This window comes from Leifsonia sp. 21MFCrub1.1 (assembly GCF_900107895.1).
GTDB classification, from domain to species: domain Bacteria; phylum Actinomycetota; class Actinomycetes; order Actinomycetales; family Microbacteriaceae; genus Leifsonia; species Leifsonia soli.
This window is the reverse complement of sequence record NZ_LT629867.1, coordinates 627,193-647,706: the sequence shown is the minus strand read 5'-3', so window position 1 is coordinate 647,706 and position 20,514 is coordinate 627,193. Positions and strand designations below refer to the sequence as shown.

The 20,514-nt window shown below is 73.2% G+C and carries 21 protein-coding genes; 9 read left to right on the top strand and 12 right to left on the bottom strand.

Annotation, left to right across the window (positions count from 1 at the left end):
• Window positions 1-11: 11 nt before the first annotated feature.
• Both BLW09_RS02905 and BLW09_RS02900 read right to left on the bottom strand, forming a co-directional pair.
• Window positions 12-1,907 carry a heavy metal translocating P-type ATPase gene (locus BLW09_RS02905; RefSeq protein ID WP_231947028.1) on the bottom strand — a complete coding sequence of 632 codons (1,896 nt, stop codon included), beginning with the start codon at window positions 1,905-1,907 and terminating at the stop codon, window positions 12-14.
• Window positions 1,904-2,968 carry an alcohol dehydrogenase catalytic domain-containing protein gene (locus tag BLW09_RS02900; protein ID WP_089908240.1) on the bottom strand — a complete coding sequence of 355 codons (1,065 nt, stop codon included), beginning with the start codon at window positions 2,966-2,968 and terminating at the stop codon, window positions 1,904-1,906. Before BLW09_RS02900 ends, BLW09_RS02905 begins: the two co-directional genes overlap by 4 nt.
• 147 nt (window positions 2,969-3,115) lie before the next feature.
• Between BLW09_RS02900 and BLW09_RS02895 the strand changes: the two genes are divergently transcribed.
• Both BLW09_RS02895 and BLW09_RS02890 read left to right on the top strand, forming a co-directional pair.
• Window positions 3,116-3,541, top strand: a complete 426-nt coding sequence (locus BLW09_RS02895; protein WP_089908239.1) for a hypothetical protein — start codon at window positions 3,116-3,118, stop codon at window positions 3,539-3,541.
• The gene (locus BLW09_RS02890) at window positions 3,538-4,914 is read left to right on the top strand and encodes an MBL fold metallo-hydrolase RNA specificity domain-containing protein (protein WP_089908236.1); all 1,377 of its coding nucleotides are present in this window, start codon (window positions 3,538-3,540) and stop codon (window positions 4,912-4,914) included. The genes BLW09_RS02895 and BLW09_RS02890 overlap by 4 nt, the downstream gene beginning before the upstream one ends.
• On the opposite strand, the gene mgtA is transcribed toward BLW09_RS02890, so the two are convergent.
• Window positions 4,886-7,537 (bottom strand): magnesium-translocating P-type ATPase, encoded by a 2,652-nt coding sequence (mgtA, locus tag BLW09_RS02885; RefSeq protein ID WP_089908235.1) that lies wholly within the window; start codon window positions 7,535-7,537, stop codon window positions 4,886-4,888. The two genes, BLW09_RS02890 and mgtA, sit on opposite strands and share 29 nt — an antisense overlap.
• Window positions 7,534-8,472 (bottom strand): universal stress protein, encoded by a 939-nt coding sequence (locus BLW09_RS02880; protein ID WP_089916562.1) that lies wholly within the window; start codon window positions 8,470-8,472, stop codon window positions 7,534-7,536. The genes mgtA and BLW09_RS02880 overlap by 4 nt, the downstream gene beginning before the upstream one ends.
• Before the next feature lie 154 nt (window positions 8,473-8,626).
• Between BLW09_RS02880 and BLW09_RS02875 the strand changes: the two genes are divergently transcribed.
• Window positions 8,627-9,181 carry a flavodoxin family protein gene (locus BLW09_RS02875; RefSeq protein WP_089908234.1) on the top strand — a complete coding sequence of 185 codons (555 nt, stop codon included), beginning with the start codon at window positions 8,627-8,629 and terminating at the stop codon, window positions 9,179-9,181.
• Window positions 9,182-9,264: 83 nt separating this feature from the next.
• Here BLW09_RS02875 and BLW09_RS02870 read toward each other — a convergent pair whose 3' ends face one another.
• Genes BLW09_RS02870 through BLW09_RS02860 form a run of 3 tightly spaced genes read right to left on the bottom strand, consistent with a single transcriptional unit; the run spans window position 9,265 to window position 11,079 of the window.
• A complete protein-coding gene (locus BLW09_RS02870) occupies window positions 9,265-9,747 on the bottom strand; it encodes a universal stress protein (RefSeq protein ID WP_089908231.1) in 483 nt (160 codons plus the stop codon).
• 23 nt (window positions 9,748-9,770) lie between these two features.
• Complete coding sequence (locus BLW09_RS02865; protein ID WP_089908230.1) at window positions 9,771-10,190, bottom strand: pyridoxamine 5'-phosphate oxidase family protein; 420 nt, start codon at window positions 10,188-10,190, stop codon at window positions 9,771-9,773.
• The gene (locus tag BLW09_RS02860) at window positions 10,177-11,079 is read right to left on the bottom strand and encodes a universal stress protein (RefSeq protein ID WP_089908227.1); all 903 of its coding nucleotides are present in this window, start codon (window positions 11,077-11,079) and stop codon (window positions 10,177-10,179) included. Before BLW09_RS02860 ends, BLW09_RS02865 begins: the two co-directional genes overlap by 14 nt.
• Before the next feature lie 124 nt (window positions 11,080-11,203).
• Here BLW09_RS02860 and BLW09_RS02855 point away from each other — a divergent pair, with 124 nt between their 5' ends.
• From BLW09_RS02855 to BLW09_RS02840, 4 genes are all read left to right on the top strand, one after another.
• Window positions 11,204-12,220: a zinc-dependent alcohol dehydrogenase family protein gene (locus BLW09_RS02855; RefSeq protein ID WP_231947027.1), complete on the top strand. Its 1,017-nt coding sequence runs from the start codon at window positions 11,204-11,206 to the stop codon at window positions 12,218-12,220.
• Between the two features lie 56 nt (window positions 12,221-12,276).
• On the top strand, window positions 12,277-13,146 hold the full coding sequence (locus BLW09_RS02850; protein ID WP_089908224.1) for a universal stress protein: 870 nt from the start codon (window positions 12,277-12,279) through the stop codon (window positions 13,144-13,146).
• Window positions 13,147-13,260: 114 nt separating this feature from the next.
• Entirely contained in the window at window positions 13,261-14,943 is a 1,683-nt protein-coding gene (locus BLW09_RS02845; RefSeq protein ID WP_089908221.1) for a GAF domain-containing sensor histidine kinase, read from the top strand.
• A complete protein-coding gene (locus BLW09_RS02840) occupies window positions 14,940-15,587 on the top strand; it encodes a response regulator (protein WP_089908218.1) in 648 nt (215 codons plus the stop codon). Before BLW09_RS02845 ends, BLW09_RS02840 begins: the two co-directional genes overlap by 4 nt.
• On the opposite strand, the gene BLW09_RS02835 is transcribed toward BLW09_RS02840, so the two are convergent.
• The gene (locus BLW09_RS02835) at window positions 15,576-16,331 is read right to left on the bottom strand and encodes an SDR family NAD(P)-dependent oxidoreductase (protein WP_089908214.1); all 756 of its coding nucleotides are present in this window, start codon (window positions 16,329-16,331) and stop codon (window positions 15,576-15,578) included. The genes BLW09_RS02840 and BLW09_RS02835 overlap by 12 nt on opposite strands.
• A gap of 192 nt (window positions 16,332-16,523) precedes the next feature.
• Between BLW09_RS02835 and BLW09_RS02830 the strand changes: the two genes are divergently transcribed.
• Complete coding sequence (locus tag BLW09_RS02830) at window positions 16,524-17,243, top strand: BON domain-containing protein (protein WP_089908211.1); 720 nt, start codon at window positions 16,524-16,526, stop codon at window positions 17,241-17,243.
• A 45-nt stretch (window positions 17,244-17,288) separates the two neighbouring features.
• Here BLW09_RS02830 and BLW09_RS02825 read toward each other — a convergent pair whose 3' ends face one another.
• Genes BLW09_RS02825 through BLW09_RS02810 form a run of 4 tightly spaced genes read right to left on the bottom strand, consistent with a single transcriptional unit; the run spans window position 17,289 to window position 20,052 of the window.
• Window positions 17,289-18,146, bottom strand: a complete 858-nt coding sequence (locus tag BLW09_RS02825; RefSeq protein WP_172824166.1) for a universal stress protein — start codon at window positions 18,144-18,146, stop codon at window positions 17,289-17,291.
• A 28-nt stretch (window positions 18,147-18,174) separates the two neighbouring features.
• Window positions 18,175-18,636 carry a universal stress protein gene (locus BLW09_RS02820; RefSeq protein WP_089908207.1) on the bottom strand — a complete coding sequence of 154 codons (462 nt, stop codon included), beginning with the start codon at window positions 18,634-18,636 and terminating at the stop codon, window positions 18,175-18,177.
• Window positions 18,637-18,661: 25 nt separating this feature from the next.
• Window positions 18,662-19,564, bottom strand: coding sequence for a universal stress protein (locus BLW09_RS02815; protein WP_089908204.1), 903 nt, complete (start codon window positions 19,562-19,564; stop codon window positions 18,662-18,664).
• Complete coding sequence (locus BLW09_RS02810; RefSeq protein WP_089908201.1) at window positions 19,561-20,052, bottom strand: pyridoxamine 5'-phosphate oxidase family protein; 492 nt, start codon at window positions 20,050-20,052, stop codon at window positions 19,561-19,563. Before BLW09_RS02810 ends, BLW09_RS02815 begins: the two co-directional genes overlap by 4 nt.
• 108 nt (window positions 20,053-20,160) lie before the next feature.
• On the opposite strand from BLW09_RS02810, the gene BLW09_RS02805 reads away from it, so the two are divergent.
• Window positions 20,161-20,466 (top strand): DUF5652 family protein, encoded by a 306-nt coding sequence (locus BLW09_RS02805; RefSeq protein WP_089908198.1) that lies wholly within the window; start codon window positions 20,161-20,163, stop codon window positions 20,464-20,466.
• The last annotated feature ends 48 nt before the right edge of the window (window positions 20,467-20,514 follow it).

Here is a 20,514-nt window from a genome sequence, read left to right as displayed (position 1 = left end):
CGCCTCCCGGATCACACCTGCGCCGGAGCACCGCCGCCGACGACGGGAGCCCTGGCCGCCCGGGGCGCCCGCGCGGCGCGCAGGGCGGCGAGGATCGTCGCGAGGTCGACGGCCTCCTGGAGGAGCGCTCCGACGATGGCCGGGATGACGCCGAAGGCGGCGATCAGCATCAGGACGACGGAGGCGGCGATGCCGAGCCAGATGCTCTGCAGTGCGATGCGGACGGTGCGGCGGGAGATCGCGACCGCGTCGACCACGCCGGCGATGTCGTCCACGAGGAGCACGACATCCGCCGATTCGCTCGCCGCCGTCGCGCCCTTCGCACCCATCGCGACGCCGACGTCGGCGCGGGCGAGCACGGGGGCGTCGTTGACGCCGTCCCCCACCATGACCACGGGACGGTCGGCGATCTCGGCCACCCTGCGCACTTTGTCGGCGGGGAGGCATTCGGAGAGGTACCGGGTGATGCCGAGCGCGGCAGCGGTGTGCGCGGCCGTCTCCTCCGCATCGCCGGTGAGGAGCTCGACGTCCGTCACGCCGAGGTCGCGCAGACCGCGGAGAGTCGCCTCGGCGTTGGGCCGCGGCGGATCGGCTTCGATGATGACCCCGGCGTAGGCGTCGTCGACGGTGACGTACACGGCCAGCTCCCCCGGGCCGATCTCGGCGCGCGGGGTGTCCGGTGCGAACTCCCGCGCGAAGGCGAGCTTCCCGACCGCCACGCGGCGTCCGTCCACCTGGGCGAGCACGCCGTTGGTGGCGTGCTCCTCGGCGGAGGCCACCTCGCGGAGCGCGACGGACCGCTTCTCGGCCGCCTGGACCACCGAGGCGGCGAGGACATGCGAAGAGTACTGCTCGGCGCTCGCCGTCAGCGAGAGCAGCTCGGTCGCGTCGACTCCGGGTGCCGGCCGCACCTCGCGGAGCACGGGGCGGCCGGTCGTCAGCGTCCCGGTCTTGTCGAAGACGACGGTGCGGGCACGCGCGAGCACCTCGAACACCGACCCGGTGCGCACCAGGATGCCGGTGTGCGCCGCCCGGCTCATGCCGCCGATGAACGCCACCGGCGCCGCGATCAGTAGCGGGCACGGCGTCGCCAGGACGAGGACCTCCGCGAACCGCACGGGATCGCCGCTCACCGCCCAGGCGACGGCGCCCAGCAGGAGGGAGAACACGGTGAACGGCACGGCGAACCGGTCGGCCAGCCGGACCACCCGCGGCCTGCTGCTCGCCGCCTGCGCAACGAGGGCGACGATCTGCTGGTATTGGCTGTCGGCGGCGACGGCCGTCGCGCGCAGCCGCACGGCCTCCGAGCCGTTGACGCTGCCGCTGAGGACCTCGTCGCCGGGCGACCGGTCGACGGGAAGGCTCTCGCCGGTGAGCGACGACAGATCGAACGCGGCGGCATCCAGCAGGACTCCGTCCACCGGCACCACTTCGGCCGGCCGGACGAGCAGGATGTCGCCGATGCGGACATCGCCGATCGGCACGTCCTCCAGCCGGTCGCCCGCGAAGCGGTGCGCCGACCGCGGCTCGCGCCGCAGCAGCGCATCCAGCTCGTGCCTGGCCCGGCGGTTGGCGTAGTCCTCGAGCGCCTCCCCGCCGCTCAGCATGAGGACGACGACGAGCGACGCCGCCACCTCCCCCACCGCCACGGTCGCCACGATCGCGACGACCGCGAGCAGGTCGACGCCGAGCCCGCCGGTAGCGAGCGTCCGCAGCATCCGGACGGTGTAGCCGACGGCCACCGCGATCGCGTACAGACCGGCGGTCCACTGCGCGGCGGTCACCGCCCCGGCGAAGAACAGCACGAGCGCGACGACGCCCACCAGCAGCGTCAGCGTGATCACGCGGTAGCGGAGGGCCGCCCTCACCAGCCGTCCCCCGACGCGCGGGCGCTCGGGAGCGGTCACTCCCGTGCTGCTGCGCCCGCGTCGGCAGGCGATTCGACCGGGAGCCCGGAGTCGTAGACGAAGACAAGCCGCGCGGGCACCTGCCCGGCGAGCACCTCTTCGACCGCCTCGTTCACGTCGGCGATGTCACGACGGGCGGCGACGACGCGGGTGCGTCCCGCCGCGTGCAGCGCGAACACCTCGACGAGGTCCTGCCGCGTCCCGACGATGGAGCCGATCACCGAGATGCCCTTGAGCACGGTGTCGAACACCGGGATGGTGAGGGTGCCGTCGGCCGGGAGCGAGACGAGCACGAGCCGGCCGCCGCGATTGAGCGACTGGAAGGCCTGGTCGAACACAGTCGGCGCGACGGCGAGCACGATGGCGACATCCACGCCGCCCAAGTGCCGGATGGCCTGCACCGGGTCGACCTCGGCCGCGTTGACGGCGTGGTCCGCGCCCAGCTCGACCGCCAGCTCGAGCTTCTCCTCTGTGACGTCCACGGCAACCACCTGCGCTCCGACCAGCCGCGCGTACTGCACCGCGAGGTGGCCGAGACCGCCGATGCCGAAGACGGCGACGCGCTCGCCCGGCACCACGCGTGCGGCCTTCACCGCGGCGTACGTGGTGACGCCGGCGCAGGTCAGCGGGGCGGCATCCAGCGGGGACACCCCGTCGGGGACCGGGACGGCGAACCGCGCCTCGGCGATGGCGTACTCGGCGTACCCGCCGTCGACGGAGTACCCGGTGTTGTGCTGCGCCTCGCACAGGTTCTCGCGTCCGTCGATGCAGTAGCGGCACTCGCCGCACGCGTACCCCAGCCACGGGAGCGCGACGCGCTGCCCGACCTCGCGCGTCGTGACGCCGTCGCCGAGGCGCTCCACGATCCCGACGCCCTCGTGCCCGGGGACGAACGGGAGGCCGGGCTGGACCGGCCAGTCGCCGTCGATGGCGTGGATGTCGGTGTGACACAGTCCGCACGCCTCCAGGCGGACCAGCACCTGACCCGGGCCGGGGGTCGGAATCGGACGGTCTTCGAGGGTGAGCGGTTCGCGGTACTGGCTCACGACGGCTGCGCGCATGGGCGGCTCCTTTCGGTATGCCGACAGTGTGCTGCGCGCCCGGCGGCGGCCGCCGGGCCGAAGGTCCCGCGGCCCGGTCGTGGGCCTTTGGACCCTGAACGACCGGCAGCGTCCTCGCCATCCTGGGAGCGAGAGTTCGGAGGAGACATGAAACGCTGGACCCGCATCGTCCTGACCGTCCTGACGGCCGCCGTCGGCCTGAGCGCGGTCGCCGGAGGCCTCGCGCTCATCATCGGAGGAGCGACGACGACGACCGGAGCGGGCGTCGTGCCCGACCGCGCCTACCTCGGCGGCAGCCCGTTCACCTCCTATGTCGCGCCCGGGGTCATCCTCGCGGTCATCGTCGGAGGGACGCACCTGCTCGCCTCCGTCTTGGTGGGCCGGCAGTCCGACGCCGGTGCGTTCGCCGCAGCGGTCGCCGCCTTCGGTCTGCTGATCTGGATCTTCGTGCAGATGATGTTCATCCCGTTCAGCCCGCTGCAGGCGGTCTACTTCGCCGCGGGTCTCGCCGAGCTCGGGCTCGTCCTCCTCGGCCTCGGCCTGTTCGGGCAGCGCCGGCCGGTCACCCCGTGACCGCATCGCTGCGGTTCCTCGGCGCGACCGACACGGTCACCGGCTCCCGGTACCTGATCGAGGACGACGGCGCGCGCATCCTCGTCGACTGCGGGCTGTTCCAGGGCTACAAGCAGCTGCGGGAGCGCAACTGGCGGCCGTTCCCCGTGGAGCCGGCGAGCGTGGACGCCGTCGTGGTCACGCACGCGCACCTCGATCACACGGGCTACCTCCCGGCCCTCGTGCGGGACGGTTTCCGCGGCCGCATCCACGCGACGATGGGGACAGCGGAGCTGAGCCGCCTCGTGCTGCTCGACAGCGGGAGGCTGCTGCAGGAGCAGGCCGCCTTCGCCGACCGTCACCACACCTCCCGGCACGCACCGCCCCGCCCGCTCTACACCGAGCAGGACGCCCTCGCCGCGCTGGAGCACGTCGAAGCGCACGCGTTCGCGCAGCCGTTCGACCTCGGCGGGATGACGTTCCGGTTCGTCCCGGCCGGGCACATCCTCGGCGCCGCCCAGGTGCTGGTGACGACCGGCGCGGGACGGCTGCACTTCACCGGCGACCTCGGCCGTGTGGACGACCCGCTGATGCGGCCGCCGTCGCCGCTGGAGGAGACGGACGTGCTCATCTCCGAATCCACCTACGGCGACCGCATCCACTCGCGGGTGGACGCGGAGGACGCCCTCGGCCGCATCGTCACGGACGTGTGCCGCGGCGGCGGCGTCGTGCTGCTGCCCGCGTTCGCCGTCGGCCGCGCAGAGACCCTGCTGCTGCACCTGAGCCGCCTGCGCGCCACCGGCCGCATCCCCGATGTGCCGATCTTCCTCAACAGCCCGATGGCGGTCGACGCCTCCGAGATCTACGCGCGCCACCCGGAGGAGCACCGGATCCCGCGCGACGAGTTCGCCGCGATGTACCGGCTGGCCACCCTCGTGCGCACGGTGGACGACTCCAAGCTGCTGAACCTGCGCGGCGGCCCCGCGATCATCATCTCCGCCAGCGGAATGCTCGAAGGCGGCAGGATCCTGCACCACATCGACGCGTACGGCGGCGACCCGCGGAACGCGATCGTGCTCACCGGCTTCCAGGCCGGCGGCACGCGCGGTGCTGCGCTGCGGCGCGGGGAGCGGGTGCTGCGCATCCACGGCCGCGACATCCCGATCCGGGCGCGCGTGCACACCCTCGACATGCTCTCCGCGCACGCGGACGCGCAGCAGATCGTCGAGTGGATGTCGACGGCGCCGACCGCGCCGGCCGCGGTGTACCTGACCCACGGCGAGCCGGATGCCGCCGACCAGCTGCGGCTGCGCATCCGCCGCTCCCTCGGCTGGTCGGCCCGCGTGCCCGAGTTCGGCGAGACGGTCAGCGTGAGCGCGGCGACCGGGCCGTGAACCGCGACGCCCGCCGCGCGACCCGGTGCGGGTACGCGCGGACGCGCTGCGGCAGCTCCGGCGGGCGCGACAGCCGCGCGTAGTACCAGATCTTCGCCACCTCGACGAGCACCAGGTAGGCGACCACCATCGCGGCGAGCGCCAGCACGAACACCGCGGGAAGCGGGGTGAAGCCCAGCACGCCGGCGAGCGGCGAGTAAGGCAGCCACGCCCCGATCGCCACGACGGCCAGCACCGAGAGCACGAGCGGACGCGACGGACGGCTGCGCAGGAACGGCACGCGCCGCGTCCGCACGGCGAAGACGATCAGCGTCTGCGTCGCGATCGACTCGATGAACCAGCCGGAGCGGAACTCGGGCGGAGCCGCGTTCAGCGCGAACAGCATCAGCGCGAAGGTGGCGAAGTCGAACAGCGAGCTGATCGGGCCGAACAGCAGCATGAAGCGACGGATCGCCGGGATGTCCCAGTGCGCGGGCGCGCGCAGCTGCTCCGCATCCACGTGGTCGGTCGGGATGGCGAGCTGGCTCGAGTCGTAGAGCAGGTTGTTCAGCAGGATCTGGCCGGGCAGCATCGGCAGGAACGGCAGGACGACGGAGGCGACCGACGCGCTGAACATGTTGCCGAAGTTGCTGGAGGTGCCCATCAGCACGTACTTGATCGTGTTCGCGAAGATGCGGCGGCCTTCGGTCACCCCGTCGGCGAGCACGTCGAGGTCCTTCTCCAGCAGGAGGACGTCCGCGGCGTCCTTCGCGACATCCACCGCCGAGTCGACCGAGATGCCCACGTCCGCGCGGTGCAGGGCGAGCGCGTCGTTGACCCCGTCGCCGAGGAACCCGACGGCGCGGCCCTTCCTGCGCAGGGCGCGCACGATCCTCGCCTTTTGCTCGGGCGAGACGCGCGCGAAGATGGAGGCCGCGCGCGCCGCGTCGATCAGCGCTCGGTCGTCGAGCGCATCCACCTCGTCGCCGGTGAGGGTGCCGCGCCGAGCCATGCCGAGCTGATCGCAGACGCGCTCGGCCACCGTCGCGCTGTCGCCCGTCGCGATCTTCATCTCGACACCCAGCGCGGTGAGGCGCGCCAGGGAGGCGGCGGCGTCGGGACGCACGGCATCGGCGAACACGAGGAAGCCGCGGATCGCGAGGCCCTCCTCCGCGGAGTCGTCGAGCTGGGTGAGCCCCGGGGCGGGGCGGGAGGCGACCGCCACCACGCGCGCGCCGGTCGCGTACAGTTCCGCCAGTTCCGCGGCGACGGCGTCCCCGGCGGCGGTGCACAGCGGCAGCACCGACTCCGGCGCGCCCTTGACGACCACGATCGGCTCGGAGCCGGCAGCGGCGGCGAGCGCCGTGCACCGGCGGCGCTCGTGGTCGAAGGGACGGACCGCGAGCCGCCGGTAGGCGCCGACCGGCGCCTCCGCAGCCCCGGGCGCCCCGAGCAGAGCCGCGTCGAGCGGGGTCAGCCCGGCGGCGTCCCGGCCGGATGCCCGGACGGCGACGGGATCGGCGTCGGTGGCCAGCAGGGCGAGCAGGAGGAGCTCGTCGGCCGGGACGCCGCCCACCGGGACGGCACGGTCGAAGGCGATCCTCCCGGTCGTCAGCGTCCCGGTCTTGTCGGTGACGAGGAGGTCGAGGTCGCCGAGGTCCTCGATGCACACCATCCGCTTCACCAGCACCCGCCGGCGGGCGAGAGCGCGCGACCCCGCCGCGAGGCTGGTGCTCACCACCGCGGGAAGCAGCTGCGGGGTGATCCCGACGGCGATGGCGAGCGAGAACAGCAGGGACTCGATGACCGGCCGGCCGAGCAGCAGCGCCGCAACGAAGATCACCGACGAGAGGATGAGCGCGACGACGAGCAGGAACACCGAGAACCGGCCGAGCCCGCGCTGGAACTCGGTCTGCGGGTTCTGGACGCCGAGGCCGACCGCGATCCGGCCGAACTCGGTCTCCCCCGCCGTCGCCACGACGGCGCCGGTGCCGGTGCCCGCGTGGACGACGGTCCCCATCAACGCGCACGACGCGAGATCCCCGATGCCCGCACTGTGCTCGACGGGCTCGACGGACTTGGCGACGGAGGCGGCCTCGCCGGTGACGATGCTCTCGTCGCATTCCAGCCCGGACGTCTCGATCAGCCGCAGGTCGGCCGGGACGACGGTGCCCACCGCCAGCGCGACGAGGTCGCCGCGGACGAGCTCCGTGACGTCCACGCTGCGGCGCACGCCGTCGCGCACGGCGACGACCGTGTGCCGCAGCCGGTCGTGCAGCGCGTCGGCTGCCCGCTCCGCGCGGAACTCGTTGACGAAGCCGAGGCCGATGCTGACCAGCAGGATGACGCCGATGATGAGCGCTTCGGCCCGCTCGCCGACCACGGCGGAGACCGCAGCGGTCGCGAAGAGGAGCACCAGGATGGGGCTGCGCACCTGCCGCCCGAGCACCCGCCACGGGCGGGCACGATGGCCGCGCACGGCGTTCGGGCCGAAGCGCTCCAGCCGCGACGCGGCCTCGGCGCCGCTCAGCCCGGCGGCGGACGATCCGACCGTGGCGAGCACCGCCTCGACGGACTCTGCTGCGGCTTCGCGCACCGGGCTCACGCCCGGCGGCGGAGTGACCGCCGTGGCGGGGCGGCTCACCGGCGTCCGGCGCCTTCGGCTCCGGAGCCCGACCGGCGCACGACGACGACGGGGGTCCGCACGTTGAGCAGGATGTCGTGGCCGACCGAGCCCAGCATGAGCCGCTGCATCCCGTGCCGGTCGTGCGTGCCGATCACCAGCAGGCGTGCGCCGTCGGCCTCGGCGACGAGGCCGCGGGACGGCGCCGTGTCGAGCACGTCGGTGAAGACGGTCACCCCGGGGTGCCGTTCCTTCGCCCGGTCGGCGGCCTCGGCCGCGATGCGCTCGCGGCGGTCGCCGAGCGAGATCTCCGGCACGAGGCCGGCGAGGAGCGGGTTCGCGACGTAGCCGGCGCAGGCGACCGTCAGCGGCTCGCCGAGGATCTCGGCCTCGGCCGCCGCGAACTCCACCGCAGACTCCGTCTGGAGTTCGCCGTCCACGCCGACCACCACGCCGCGTCCGCCGTCCACCCAGCCGTGCGGGACGGCCGCGACCGGGCACTCCGCCACGGCAGCGACGCGCACGGCGAGCGAGCCGGCGAAAGCACGGCGCCGGTCGGCTTCCGCCGGGGTGCCGATCACGAGCAGGTCGGCGTCGCGCGAGACATCCGCGAGCTCCGGGCCGATGTGGCCGTAGCAGTAGCGCGTGCCCACGTCGATGTCGTCGCCGGTGTCGGCCGGTGCCGCCACGGTCCCCGTGGAGCCCGCCGGGACCGGCCCGCGTGCCCGCACCTCGCGCGCATGGTGCAGCGCGATCGTCTTCTCGGCGTCCAGCAGCGATCTCACCGCGAGGACGAGCAGGTGGCTCGGCTCGTCGGCGCTGTCGCCCCAGGAGCGCTCGATCACGTGGACCAGCTCGAGGCGGGCTCCGTCGCGTGCGGCCCGCGCCGCCGCCCAGTCGAGGGCGGCGCGGTGATCCGGCTCCCCGTCGACAGCGACCATGATCGTGTAGGACATCGCGACCTCTCCTCTGCGCCCGGCCGATCCCGGGATGATGACGACACCTCCGACGATGCCTTCACTCCGCCGGACGCCGTAGAGCCGAAGGTCCCGACCGGTCACGTGACTTTCGGCCCTGCACAGCTGTGCGCGCCATCGTCACACTGACGGGATGAACCAGACACCTCCGGTCGCTCGCGCGACCATCATCTACGAGTCCATGTTCGGCAGCACCCGCGCGGTGGCCGAGGCGATCGCCGACGGGCTGCGCTCTGCGGCGACGGTCACCGTCCTCCCCGTGAAGGATGCGCCGGAGGCCTTCCCCGACGTCGATCTGGTCGTCGTCGGCGCACCGACGCACGCCCACGGCCTGAGCCGGCCGGCCAGCCGCACGGAGGCCGGCGCCTGGGCCGACGATCCCGATCGTCACCTCACGCTCGAACCGGACGCCGAGGGGATCGGCGTCCGCGAGTGGCTGGACAGCTGCGGGAACGCCCCCGCCCGGTTCGCCGCCTTCGACACGCGGGCGGACATGACGGAGCTGTTCACCGGGTCGGCCGCGCACAGCATCGAGAAGAGGCTCCAGAAACTGGGGTCGCGGCGATTCGTGCAGAAGCAGAGCTTCCTGGTCGACAAGAACAGCGTGCTCGAACCGGGCCAGCTGGAGCTCGCACGCGACTGGGGCCGGACGCTGGCGACCGAGCTGCAGACCCCGGCACTCCGCTGAGCGGAGCGGCGCGGACGCGGAACCCCTCCGGCCGTTCGGGTCGGCCGGAGGGGTTGCGTGTCCGTGCCGATAGTTCGGCGCCCTCAGTGGCGGGCGGCGCCCTCTGCTCCGTGGATCACCAGGACCGGGCAGTCGGCGTGCTCCACGCACGAGCGGGAGACCGATCCGAGGAGCAGGCCGGTGAAGCCGCCCAGACCGCGGCTGCCCACGATCAGCATCTCGGCATCCTCCGACTCGGCGATCAGCTGGCGCGCGGGCGACCCGTTGCGGATCACCTTCGAATACCACTCCGGGGTCGTCGGTCCGAAGACCTCCGCCGCCGCCTCGTCCGCGATCGTGTGCGCATCCGCCTCCGGCGACCATCCGTCCATCACGTAGCCGGGCCACGACTGCGGGAACTCCCACACCGTCACCCCGGCCAGCGTGCACCCGAGCCGCTCCGCCATCCGCGCCCCGCGCCGGAGCGCGGAGAGCGAGGAGGCCGAGCCGTCGACGCCGACGACGATGCGGCCACCGGGGTGGATGCGGTCCTCCGACTCTGCGGCGGATTCGTTCCGATCGGACATGTGCGTTCCTTTCCGGGGAGGGGTCACCAGCGCTCGGGCTCCGCCGTGCGGCGGAAGCGCCGGCCGCTGAGAGCGGTGACGTCGATGTGGATGTAGCGGTACTTGAGCGTGGGCACCCACGGCTGCAGGGGCGCGCGATCCGCCTCGTCGATCTCGGCCTGCTGCTCAAGCTGGCGCGCGCGGCCGTGGGCGACGACGCTCCAGGCGTCGGTGTCCGTATAGCCGTCGGTCTCGAACGCGACGGCGCTGTGCACGGTGAGCTCGAGCAGCTTGGTGCCCGGTGCGGTGCGGATCAGGATGCTGTCGCCGTCGGAGTAGTAGTTGACGGGAAAGATGTCGACCTCTCCCCCGACGGTGGTGGCGAGCCGGCCGAGCACGCCCTGCTTGAGCAGTTCGCGGCATTCGGCCCTGTCCAGCTCCTGGACGGGATCATCGGACGACATGGGCCTCCCCTTCCGGTTGCGGCTCCGCCGGAACCGCGGGCGGAGCGTGGACGACGATGGTCGGCGACGACACGTTGAGCAGGACGTCGTAGGCGACGGAGCCCAGACCTCCCGGCTGGGCCTCCTCGCGCCGGGAGTCGCCGACGACGAGCACCTCGGCGCTGCGGGCGATGTCGTTGAGCGCGGTCCCGGGAGGCCGTCGCACCACCCGGCTGCGGATCGTGATCCCCGGCTGGCGGCGGCGGACGCGCTCGACGGCCGCCGCGAGCAGGCGCCGGGCATCGTCGTCGTACTGCGCCAGCTGCTCCGGTTCCGTCTCCCGGCGGGCGGCGCCGGTGGCGGACGCTCCTGCCGACCGCACCGCGATGAGCTCGCAGTGGTGGTCGCAGGCCAGGTCGGCCGCCAGGTCGAGGGCCGCGTTGCCCGCCGCGCTGTCGTCCACACCGACGACGACGCCGCGACGCAGGCGCGATTCGGTATCCGGCACGATCGTGACCGGGCCGACAGCGAGATTCGCGAGCTGCAGGCTGCGGGAGCCGAATGCGCGGCCGTAGTGGAATCCCGTCTTGTGCGTGCCGACGACCAGCATGCTCTCCGCATCCCCGAGGGAGGCGAGGACGGTCATCGGGCTGCCGCTCAGCAGCTCAGCGCGCAGCCCGGCCGTGCCCTCCAGCGAACGCGCGTACGCGACCTCGCCGTCGAGCAGCCGGCGGGCGCCGGCGTCGACCTCGTCGATGAGCTCGGCGCCGACGGCGCCCCACTCGTCGTCGGCGATGTGTGCGAGCGTGACCTCGGCGCCGTGCTCCCTGGCGTGGCCGATGGCCCAGCGGATCGCGGCGCGGGAAGGCAGTGAGCCGTCGACGCCGACGATGTATCTGCGGATCTGCATTCGGGTACCTCCGCTCCCACTGTCGCGCGCGGGAGAACGCGGCGAAGGGTCCTTGGTCCCGCGGGACCTTCGGCCCGGAGCGCTCCGCAGCGGACCGCTTGACTCGACCTCGAGGAGGCGGGCTATGACGTCCATGCGAGCGTGGCGGACCACGGGTGAGCCGGGAGGCCTGGAGGCCGTCCGCATCCCGGTGCCGGAGCCCGCGGCGGACGAGGTGCTCGTCCGGGTCGAGGTGTGTGGCATCTGCCGCACCGACCTCCACGTCGTCGACCACGAGATCCCGGTGCACCGCCCGCGTGTCGTGCCCGGGCATCAGGTCGTCGGGCGCGTCGAAACGGCCGGAGCCGACGTGCGCGGTCTGGCGCGCGGGGATCGCGTCGGGGTCGCCTGGCTGCGGCGCACCTGCGGCGAGTGCGCCTTCTGCCGCGCGGGTGCAGAGAACCTCTGCCCGCGGTCGGAGTACACCGGCTGGGATGCGGACGGCGGCTTCGCCGAGTACCTCACGGCGCCCGCGGCCTACGTCTACGCGCTTCCGCCGGACGCGGACGCGGAGACGACCGCGCCCCTTCTCTGCGCGGGCATCATCGGCTACCGCGCCCTCGAACGGGCGAACCTCGTCCCGGGCGGCACGCTCGGCATCTACGGTTTCGGGTCGAGCGGCCACGTCACCGCCCAGCTCGCGCTCGCCTCCGGAGCCCGCGTGTTCGCCCTGACCCGCGGCGAGCAGAACCGGGAGCTCGCGCGGGAGGTCGGCGCCGCCTTCGTCGGCGCGGAGGACGACGCGCCGCCGGAGCCGCTCGACGCCGCGATCGTGTTCGCCCCGGCCGGCGAGCTCGTGCCGGTCGCGCTGCGGGCCACGCGCAGCGGCGGCACGGTCGTCCTCGCCGGGATCGAGATGTCCGACATCCCGGCGCTGTCCTACGCCGACGCGCTCTTCCGGGAGCGCGACCTGCGGACGGTCACCGCCAACACCCGGGCCGACGGGATGCGGTTCCTCGCCCTCGCGGCCAACCTCCGGCTCCGCCCGCGGGTCACCGGCATCCCGTTCGAGCAGCTGGACGACGCCATCGACCGGCTCCGCGACGGCCGCGCCCGGGGGTCGATGGTGCTGCACGTCGCAGCGGGCCAGAGCGGGTCCTGACAGACGGAGCTCCCGGCACACGGAGCTCCTGGCGCACACAGAGAGAAGGACAACGGATGCTGAAACGGATCGTCGTCTGCTGGAACGGCTCGGTGGCCTCGGAGGCCGCGCTCGCCTGGGCGCTCCGGCTGTCCCGCGACACCGGGCTCCACATCGAGGTCTTCGATGTCGTCGAGCGCGCGCTCTTCGTCGGCGACGACGGCGCGCTCGAACGCGCCACCGCGCAGGAGGAGCAGCGTCTCGCCCTGCGGCTGGAAGAGCTGGCGGCCGATCATCCCGGCGCGGTGACGGCGAGCGCGCTGCTCGTCGGCGATGCGCTCGAGGTGCTGTCCGAGCAGACGACACCCGCGGCGCTGGTCGTCGTCGGCACCGCGCACCGGGTCGGACCGCGCGTCCGCTACGGCTGGTCGCTCGGCGCGCGGCTCGCGACGCAGGCCGCGGGACCGGTCGCGATCGTCCCGGTCGAGGATCCCGCAGTGGCACGCCAGCGGTCCGGCATCGTGGTGGGCGTCGACGGCTCCGCCGTGGCGTCGCGCGCACTGGAGTTCGCAGCCGAGCAGGCCGTGACCCTCCATCAGCCGCTGCGGGTCGTGCACTGCTGGCAGGAGCCGCTGGCGCAGGAGCCGCTGATCGTGCCGGAGGACGATTTCGTCGACTCGCTGGAGGAGGCGCACCGCCAGCTTCTCGACGCGCTCGTCCGCCAGGCCAGGGAGGCGCATCCCGCTCTCACGGCGGAGCCGGTGCTCCTCCGCCGCACGCCCGTCGCCGGCCTCCGGCTCGAGTCGGAGCACGCGTTCCTGCTCGTCGTCGGCAGCCGCCGCCTCAGCGGGTGGTCGCGCACCTGGCTGGGATCCGTGTCGCACGGGCTCGTGCTCGACCTGGTCGCTCCGACCGTCCTGGTCGGACCGGAGAGCGGAGACGACTGACCCCGAGGCTCCTCACGCCGGGGATGTGCCCGGCTCCGGCGGCTCGCTAGAATCGCCCGGGGAGGCGCCCTGCCGCGCGTCTCGCCGCGATGCCTCCGAAAGCGGGTGAGAGCCATGTCGGGCGACGACCCCATCACGTTCCCCGACGCGCCGCGCGCCGAGCTCGACAGCGCGCTCGCCCAGCTCGTGGACCAGGCGTCGAAGGTGCTGCAGACCCAGGGGCGCCTGCGCGCGCTCGTGCGCGCGAATCGCGCGGTGGTCTCGCATCTGGAGCTGCCGACCGTGCTGCGGACCATCGTCGAGGCCGCCGTCGACCTCGTCGGCGCCCGCTACGGGGCGCTCGGCGTGATCGCGGAGGGCGGCGGCCTGGAGCAGTTCATCCACGTCGGGATGACGCCGGAGGACGTCGACCGCATCGGCCACCTCCCCGAAGGGCACGGGCTGCTCGGGGCGCTCATCGACGACCCGCGGCCCATCCGGCTCGCTGCCATCGCCGACGACTCCCGCTCGGCCGGCTTCCCGAACGGGCACCCGCCGATGACGGCATTCCTCGGCGTCCCCATCACGGTGCGCGACACGGTCTACGGCAACCTCTACCTGACCGAGCCGGAGTCCGGCGAATTCACCGAGGACGACGAGCAGCTCGTCAAGGCGCTCGCGGCGAACGCCGGGTTCGCCATCGACAACGCGCGCCTCTACGCGGAGTCGCGCTCCCGCCAGGCGTGGGCGGCCGCGACGGCGGAGCTGACGGCGTCGATCCTGGGCGGCGAGTCGGCCGAGACGTTCACCGAGCTGGTCGACCGGGCGAGCCCCCTCCTCGGCGCACGGGCCACTGTCGTCCTCCAGCAGGAGGCGGACTCCCTCCCGCACATCGTGGCGGCGGGCGAGGACGACCGGTCGCTCGCCGAAGCCGTGGCGGAGGCGGAGCAGGTGCGCAGCGCGCTCGAGGGGATGCAGCCGACGCGACTCGTCGGTCTTCCGGCCGGTGCGCCCGACGGGGCTCCGGACGCCGGCCCCATCCTCGTCGCACCGTTCGCGCTCCTGGACGGCCGGACGGCCGCACTGGTGGCGATCCGCGACGCCGGCGCCCCCGGCTTCAGCCCCTTCGAGCTGGAGCGCGCCACCGCCTTCGCCCGCCAGGCCGAGCTCGCGCTGGAGCTGGCCGCCGGCCGTGCGGACCGCCAGCGCGCCCTGCTGCTGGAGGAGCGCGCACGCATCGCCCGCGACCTCCACGACCACGTCATCCAGCAGCTGTTCGGCGCGGGCATCGAACTGCAGAGCGTCGAATCCGTCCTGGGGCCAGGGGCCGTCTCCGACCGGATCGACGGAGCGGTCACCTCCATCGATCAGGCCATCGCCGAGATCCGGACGGCGATCTTCGCCCTCTCGCACCACAACGGCTCCAGCGGCAGCCTCCGGCACCGCCTGCTCGACATCGTCCACGAGGTCGGCGGCGGGCTCCCCGTCCCGGCGACCGTCTCCTTCGGCGGACCGGTGGATGTCGTGTCCGAGCCGCAGCTGGCGGACGACATCGCGGCGTTCGTGCGCGAGGGCCTGACGAACGTGGTGCGTCATGCGGGCGCCGAGACGGCATCCGTCACCGTTACGGCATCGGCCGACGCGATCACGATCGCCGTCGCCGACGACGGGAGGGGCCTGGGCGACACGACCCGGCGGAGCGGCCTGCACAACCTGGCGGAGCGGGCGCGCCTGCGCGGCGGCGAGCTCCACATCGAATCCAGCGAACGCGGGACGCTGCTCCGGCTGCGCCTGCCCGTCCCGGAAGGACCCCGATGACCGCGACGCCGATCCGCGTCTTCCTCGCCGACGACCACGAGATCGTGCGTCGCGGCCTCGCGGCGCTCATCGACGCGCAGGAGGACCTGGAGGTGGTCGGGGAGGCGGCGACGGCCGCGCAGGCGCGCTCCCGCATCCTCGCCGTCCGGCCCGACGTCGCGGTGCTCGACGTCCGCCTCCCGGACGGGAGCGGCATCGACGTCTGCCGGCGGGTCAAGCAGGACGACCCGGCCATCCGCTGCCTCATGCTCACCGCGTACGACGACGAGGACGCCCTGCGCGCCGCATTGATCGCGGGAGCCGACGGGTACGTCATCAAGGACATCCGCGGCAGCTCCCTGCTCGACGACATCCGCGCCGCCGCCCGCGGCAAGAAGCTCATCGACCCGCGCATCGCCTCCCGGGTGGCATCCCAGTTGCGCGAGCCCGCCGACGACCCGCGGTTCGCCTCCCTCGGCCTCCGCGAGCGACAGGTGCTCGCGCTCATCGCCGACGGGTTCACGAACCGGCAGATCGGCGAACGGCTGGGCCTCGCCGAGAAGACGGTGAAGAACTACGTGAGCTCGCTGCTGGCGAAGCTGGGCCTCGAACGGCGGACCCAGGCCGCCGTCCTCCAGCTGGAGCACCGCCGGTCAGATCACTGACCAGCCGTTGTCGCTCGGCAGGACGGCGCCGTTGACGTTCGCGGAGTCGTCGCTCAGCAGCCAGGCGATGGCCGCGGCGAGCTCGTCCGCGGTCGCCGGCTGCGGCACGTTGGTCTGCATGTATGGCGCCATCCGCTCGCCCGCGAAGGCGGAGCGGAACTCCGCCTGGATGTTGGTGATCGTGGCTCCCGGCGCGACCGCGTTGCAGCGGACGCCCTTCCCCGCGTAGAAGAAGGCCGTGCTGCGGGTCAGGCCGATGACCGCGTGCTTCGAGGCCGTGTACGCGGCTCCGGCCGCCGACCCGCGGAGGCCGGCCTCCGAGGAGACGTTGACGATCGTCCCGGCGCCGCGCTCGACCATCGCGGGGAGGACTGCTCGCGTCAACCGCATGACGGCCGTGAGGTTGACCCGGAGGACCCGGTCCCAGACCTCGTCCTCGACCTCGGCCGGCGGAAGGAAGTCGTCCATGATCCCGGCGATGTTCGCCAGCGAGGTGACCGTTCCGTCCGCGGCCTGGACGACCCGGCCGACGACGCTCTCGTCGGACACGTCGCCGGCCACGGCGATCAGCCGCTCCGTGGCCGCCTCCTCCGCGAGGGCGCTCAGCCGCGACTCGCTGATGTCCGTCCCGATCACCGTTGCGCCCTCGGCCAGCAGCCGAAGGGCCGTCGCCCGCCCGATCCCGGAGCCTGCGCCCGTGACGATCACCCTGGCCCCGTCGAAACGTCCCTCATCGATGCGCATGGCGCCTTCCTCTCGTTGCGGCGAGCCCTGGACTGCTCGGCCTCCGGCGACAGGCTAGGGGCCGCCCGCGATCGTCGTCCGGGTCGAAGGTCCCGAGCGGGCGGCCGTGCCGGCGGGACCTTCGACGCGGGACCTTCGACGCGGGACCTTCGACTCAGCCGCGGCCGCCCGCGCGGGGTCACGCTGGAGGGCATGGACACTGCATCGGAATCCCCGGCCCGGCCCGCGAAGGATCACGCCCGGCGTTTCGACGACCTCACGGTCCGCCAAGCGGTGGAGGCCGAGCTCGCCTGGGCTCCGGATGTGGACAGCGCGGCCATCGGCGTGGCCGTCGACGGCGGGGTCGTCACCCTCACCGGGGACGTGGGCTCGCTGCACGAGCGGATCGCCGCCGTGGAGGCCGCCGAGCGCGTCGTCGGTGTGCGCACCGTCGCCGACGAGCTGCGGCTGGTCTCCAGCGACGGCGAACCGCACGGGCACCGGCTCGCCCAGGCCGTCGACGCGATCCTCGCCTGGACCGCCGGCGTCCCGCACCAGGGCATCCGGGCGGAGGTGAACGGCCATCGCGTCGTCCTGCTCGGCACCGTCGACTGGGACCACGAGCGCGTCGCCGCCAAGAAGGCCGTGCAGCGCATCCACGGTGTGCACGAGGTCGAGAGCAGGATCGAGCTGACCCGCCGACCCGATGGCGAGGCGGTCGAGGAGCAGATCCGCAACGCCATCACCCGCAACGCCGTGGTCGACGCCCGGCGCATCCACGTCACCGTGGACGGCTCGGAGGTCACGCTCACCGGGCATGTCGGATCGTGGGCAGAACGGACGCAGGCCGTCCGCACCGCGTGGTCGTCGCCGCACGTGTCGGCGGTGCGCGACCGGCTGGTCGTCGACACCTCGTCGACCGAGATCGGCTGAGGCCGGTCCACGCGGACCGGCCGGCCGACTCCGATCAGGCATTCCTCAGATCAGGCATTCCGGGGCGACCACGATCGTGGGCGTCTCGATGTGGAGGATCATCGTGTGGCTCACGGACCCCAGCAGGAAGCGGTCGACACCGCGGGCCTGCTGGGTGCCCAGCACGAGCAGCGAGGCCGACCGCGCGGGCTCCGCCAGCGCGTAGTAGACCTGATCGCGCACGAGCGACGACGAGATGGTGAGATCGGGGTTCGCGCTGCGGAGGCTGTCGACGACCGAGTCCAGCATCCGCCTGTGCTCCTCCTCCAGCTCGCCGAGGAGGGGTCCCTCCATCCGCATGTCCGAGACGGCGATCAGCGGGTCGAGCCAGCCGTGCGCCACGACGAGCTCGTGCCCGAGCCTCCGCGCCTCGCGCGCGGCGTAGCGGGCCGCCTTCAACGACACCTCCGAGCCGTCGATTCCGACGACGACCCTCGAGCGGGCCTCGTCCGGCAGAGCCGGGATGATCGCGACGGCCCCGCGCGCGGTCGTCGCCAGACGCGCCCCGAGCGACCAGTGGTAGCGCGACCGCGGACCGCGGCGCACACCGGTGCCCACGACGACGAGGTTGTCGGGCCGCGAGAAGCTGCGCAGCTCATCCACGCGGTCGCCCGCCATGATGTGGGTGTTAACCCGCAGCCCGGGGTGCTCGTCGGAGAGACGCTGCGCCTGCCGATCCGCGGCCTCGTGCCGCGCCGCCACCATCTGCGGGGTGATCACCTGGCCGGGAACCGGCAGGCCGGCGTCCTCGACATCGACGAGGATGATCCCGTCGTCCAGCTCCTCGGCCCGGCGGACCGCCCACTCCAGGGCGACGTCGGCCTCGAGCGAACCATCCCAGCCGACGATCGTATTGGTGCTCATCGTGACTCCTCTGTTCCGCGCGTCCGCCTCACCGGCGGTGCGCATCCCCACTGTCCGGACGGACGACGAGCACCGGGCACGGCGCCTGCGTCGCGCAGTACAGGCTCACCGAGCCGAGGAACGGCGAGGCGAGACCGCTCAGGCCGCGGCTGCCGATCACCAGCATGGCGGCGTCCCTGGCGGCTTCGACGAGCACGGTGCCCGCGTGGCCCGCCTGGGCGCGGAGGTGGACCCAGTCCGGGACCGTCTGCCCGAACTCCGCCGTGACCAGCTCCTGGAGCGTCGTGTACGCCACCACCTTCGGCGACTGCTCCGGCGCAGGGAAGTAGGCGTCGTACATGGAGGTCGAATGCTGCCAGGCCATGACGACCTCGAGCCGGGTCTCGAGCGCCCGTGCCAGGGTCGCCGCCTCGTGCAGTGCGCGCTTCGACTCGTCCGATCCGTCCACACCGCAGACGATCGGCGGCGACACGCTCGAGTGCGTCTCCATGGTTCTTCCCTCCGTCGTCGTCGGTTCAGATCGTGTCGTCGTCCGTGCCGGGGACCACGTACCGGTACTCGGCCGGTGTGACGATGACCGGGCAGGGCAGGTTCAGCAGAACGTCATGGCTGATCGACCCGAGTATCGAAGCGGCCACCGCGCCGCGACCGCGGGTGCCGACGACGAGCAGCGCGGCATCCCGCGCCTGTTCGACGAGCGCGGAAGCGGGGTTCCGGCGCACCACGACCGGGCGGATGCGCGCCTCGCGGGCGATCGGGACGTCGGCGACGGCGTCGGGGATGACGCGGGCCTCCGCCGCCTCGAACTCCGGGTCCGCCTTCCTGCCCTCGTCGATGGCCCGCTGGAACGACTCGGGGACGTCCCAGGCATGCACCGCCACCACGTCCGCGTCCAGCCAGCTCGCCTCCTCGACCGCGAGCGCGAGCGCGGAGCGTGCGAACGAGGATCGATCGACGCCGACCACCACGACGTTGCGCTCGACGGGTCGCGTGTCCAGAGGGCCCGGGTCCGGGACGACCGCGACGGCACCGTGCGCCTTGGCCGCCAGCCGGAGCGGCAGCGAGCCGATCCGCGGCCCGGTTCCGTCGGTGCGCCGGTCGGTGCCGACGACGAGCAATGCGGCATCCCGTGCGGCGCGGATCAGCGCGCCGGACGGCGGTCCGTCCACCCAGCGGGCGCTGACCGGGACACCGGGGGCGCGGCCGCCGGCGTGGCTCTCCGCCTCGCGGAGCCCCGACTCGACGGTCTCCGACAGGTCGGTGTGCGGCCCGAACACGGCCGCGCCCAGGCGGGTGTCGAGCGCCGTCACGATCTCCAGCGTCCCGCCGCGCTGCTCCACGCGGTCGAGCGCCCAGTCCAGCGCACGCCAGGCGGCCGTCGTCCCGTCGAACCCGACGACGGTCCTCCCGTCGCTCATCGTCGTCCCTCCGCACGGCCGGTGACCGTGTGCAGGCGCAGCCGGAAGACCGCTGCGGCCGCGTTCGGGCGTCCGAGCTCCGCTTCCGCTTCGGCCAGGCGCGGAATGTCGAGCGTCCGCACCATGCCCATCTCGGCTCCGGGATGCTCGCTGCCCGACGCCTGCGCCGGCGGACGCAGCCGAGCGAGGAGCACATCCAGCCCCTCCCTGGCCTCGGCCCCGAGCAGCTGCTCGAACGTGCCCCAGGCGATCACGCTCCGCCATTCATCGAGAGAGACCACGTCGTCGACCTCGAAGCACACCTCGGGGTGGCTCCGCAGCGCGTCGAGCTTGCGGCCCTGCGCGCTGTGCGCGTAGATGTCGCCGTCGCGATAGGCGTACGCGATCGGCACCACGTAGGGGACCTCACCGTCCGTCAGGCCCAGACGGCCGACCGGCTGACTCGCCAGCACGTCGTCGATCTCATCGCGGCTCAGTTCCACAGGCATCGGGGGCTCCTCACATCCGTCGGTCCCCCGAGCGTCCCGCGCCGAGGCGGCCCCGCGCCAGGACCTTCGACCCTTCACGGCCGGAGGCGGGGCGGCTTGAGTGGCCGCATGAAGACCAAGCAGCAGAAGACGACGTGGATCAGCGGCCGCGATGTCCCGCCGGGACGCGCCGCGGCATTCGGCGCGATCGTGGCGTGGAGCCTCGCCTGGAAGGGCGTGTCGCTCTGGCGCGCCGCACGGAACCAGAGCAAGCCCTGGTTCGTCACCCTGCTCCTCACGAACACTCTGGGCGTCCTCGACGCGGTGTACCTGTTCGGCATCGACCGCCGGCACCGCACCGACGACCGGGTGGAGCAGGCGATCCTCGCCGCGACGGGCGAACCGCCGCAGCGCGGCCACACCCCCGAGACGTGAGGGGCACCGAGACGTGAGGGGCACCGAGACGTGAGGGACAGCGACGTG

Excerpts from the sequence above, each read along its gene's own strand:
- BLW09_RS02900 (WP_089908240.1), bottom strand. The coding sequence starts at position 2,968 with ATGCGCGCAGCCGTCGTGAGCCAGTACCGCGAACCGCTCACCCTCGAA.
- BLW09_RS02895 (WP_089908239.1), top strand. The coding sequence starts at position 3,116 with ATGAAACGCTGGACCCGCATCGTCCTGACCGTCCTGACGGCCGCCGTC.
- BLW09_RS02880 (WP_089916562.1), bottom strand. The coding sequence starts at position 8,472 with ATGTCCTACACGATCATGGTCGCTGTCGACGGGGAGCCGGATCACCGC.
- BLW09_RS02875 (WP_089908234.1), top strand. The coding sequence starts at position 8,627 with ATGAACCAGACACCTCCGGTCGCTCGCGCGACCATCATCTACGAGTCC.
- BLW09_RS02870 (WP_089908231.1), bottom strand. The coding sequence starts at position 9,747 with ATGTCCGATCGGAACGAATCCGCCGCAGAGTCGGAGGACCGCATCCAC.
- BLW09_RS02865 (WP_089908230.1), bottom strand. The coding sequence starts at position 10,190 with ATGTCGTCCGATGATCCCGTCCAGGAGCTGGACAGGGCCGAATGCCGC.
- BLW09_RS02860 (WP_089908227.1), bottom strand. The coding sequence starts at position 11,079 with ATGCAGATCCGCAGATACATCGTCGGCGTCGACGGCTCACTGCCTTCC.
- BLW09_RS02855 (WP_231947027.1), top strand. The coding sequence starts at position 11,204 with ATGACGTCCATGCGAGCGTGGCGGACCACGGGTGAGCCGGGAGGCCTG.
- BLW09_RS02850 (WP_089908224.1), top strand. The coding sequence starts at position 12,277 with ATGCTGAAACGGATCGTCGTCTGCTGGAACGGCTCGGTGGCCTCGGAG.
- BLW09_RS02845 (WP_089908221.1), top strand. The coding sequence starts at position 13,261 with ATGTCGGGCGACGACCCCATCACGTTCCCCGACGCGCCGCGCGCCGAG.
- BLW09_RS02840 (WP_089908218.1), top strand. The coding sequence starts at position 14,940 with ATGACCGCGACGCCGATCCGCGTCTTCCTCGCCGACGACCACGAGATC.
- BLW09_RS02835 (WP_089908214.1), bottom strand. The coding sequence starts at position 16,331 with ATGCGCATCGATGAGGGACGTTTCGACGGGGCCAGGGTGATCGTCACG.
- BLW09_RS02830 (WP_089908211.1), top strand. The coding sequence starts at position 16,524 with ATGGACACTGCATCGGAATCCCCGGCCCGGCCCGCGAAGGATCACGCC.
- BLW09_RS02825 (WP_172824166.1), bottom strand. The coding sequence starts at position 18,146 with ATGAGCACCAATACGATCGTCGGCTGGGATGGTTCGCTCGAGGCCGAC.
- BLW09_RS02820 (WP_089908207.1), bottom strand. The coding sequence starts at position 18,636 with ATGGAGACGCACTCGAGCGTGTCGCCGCCGATCGTCTGCGGTGTGGAC.
- BLW09_RS02815 (WP_089908204.1), bottom strand. The coding sequence starts at position 19,564 with ATGAGCGACGGGAGGACCGTCGTCGGGTTCGACGGGACGACGGCCGCC.
- BLW09_RS02810 (WP_089908201.1), bottom strand. The coding sequence starts at position 20,052 with ATGCCTGTGGAACTGAGCCGCGATGAGATCGACGACGTGCTGGCGAGT.
- BLW09_RS02805 (WP_089908198.1), top strand. The coding sequence starts at position 20,161 with ATGAAGACCAAGCAGCAGAAGACGACGTGGATCAGCGGCCGCGATGTC.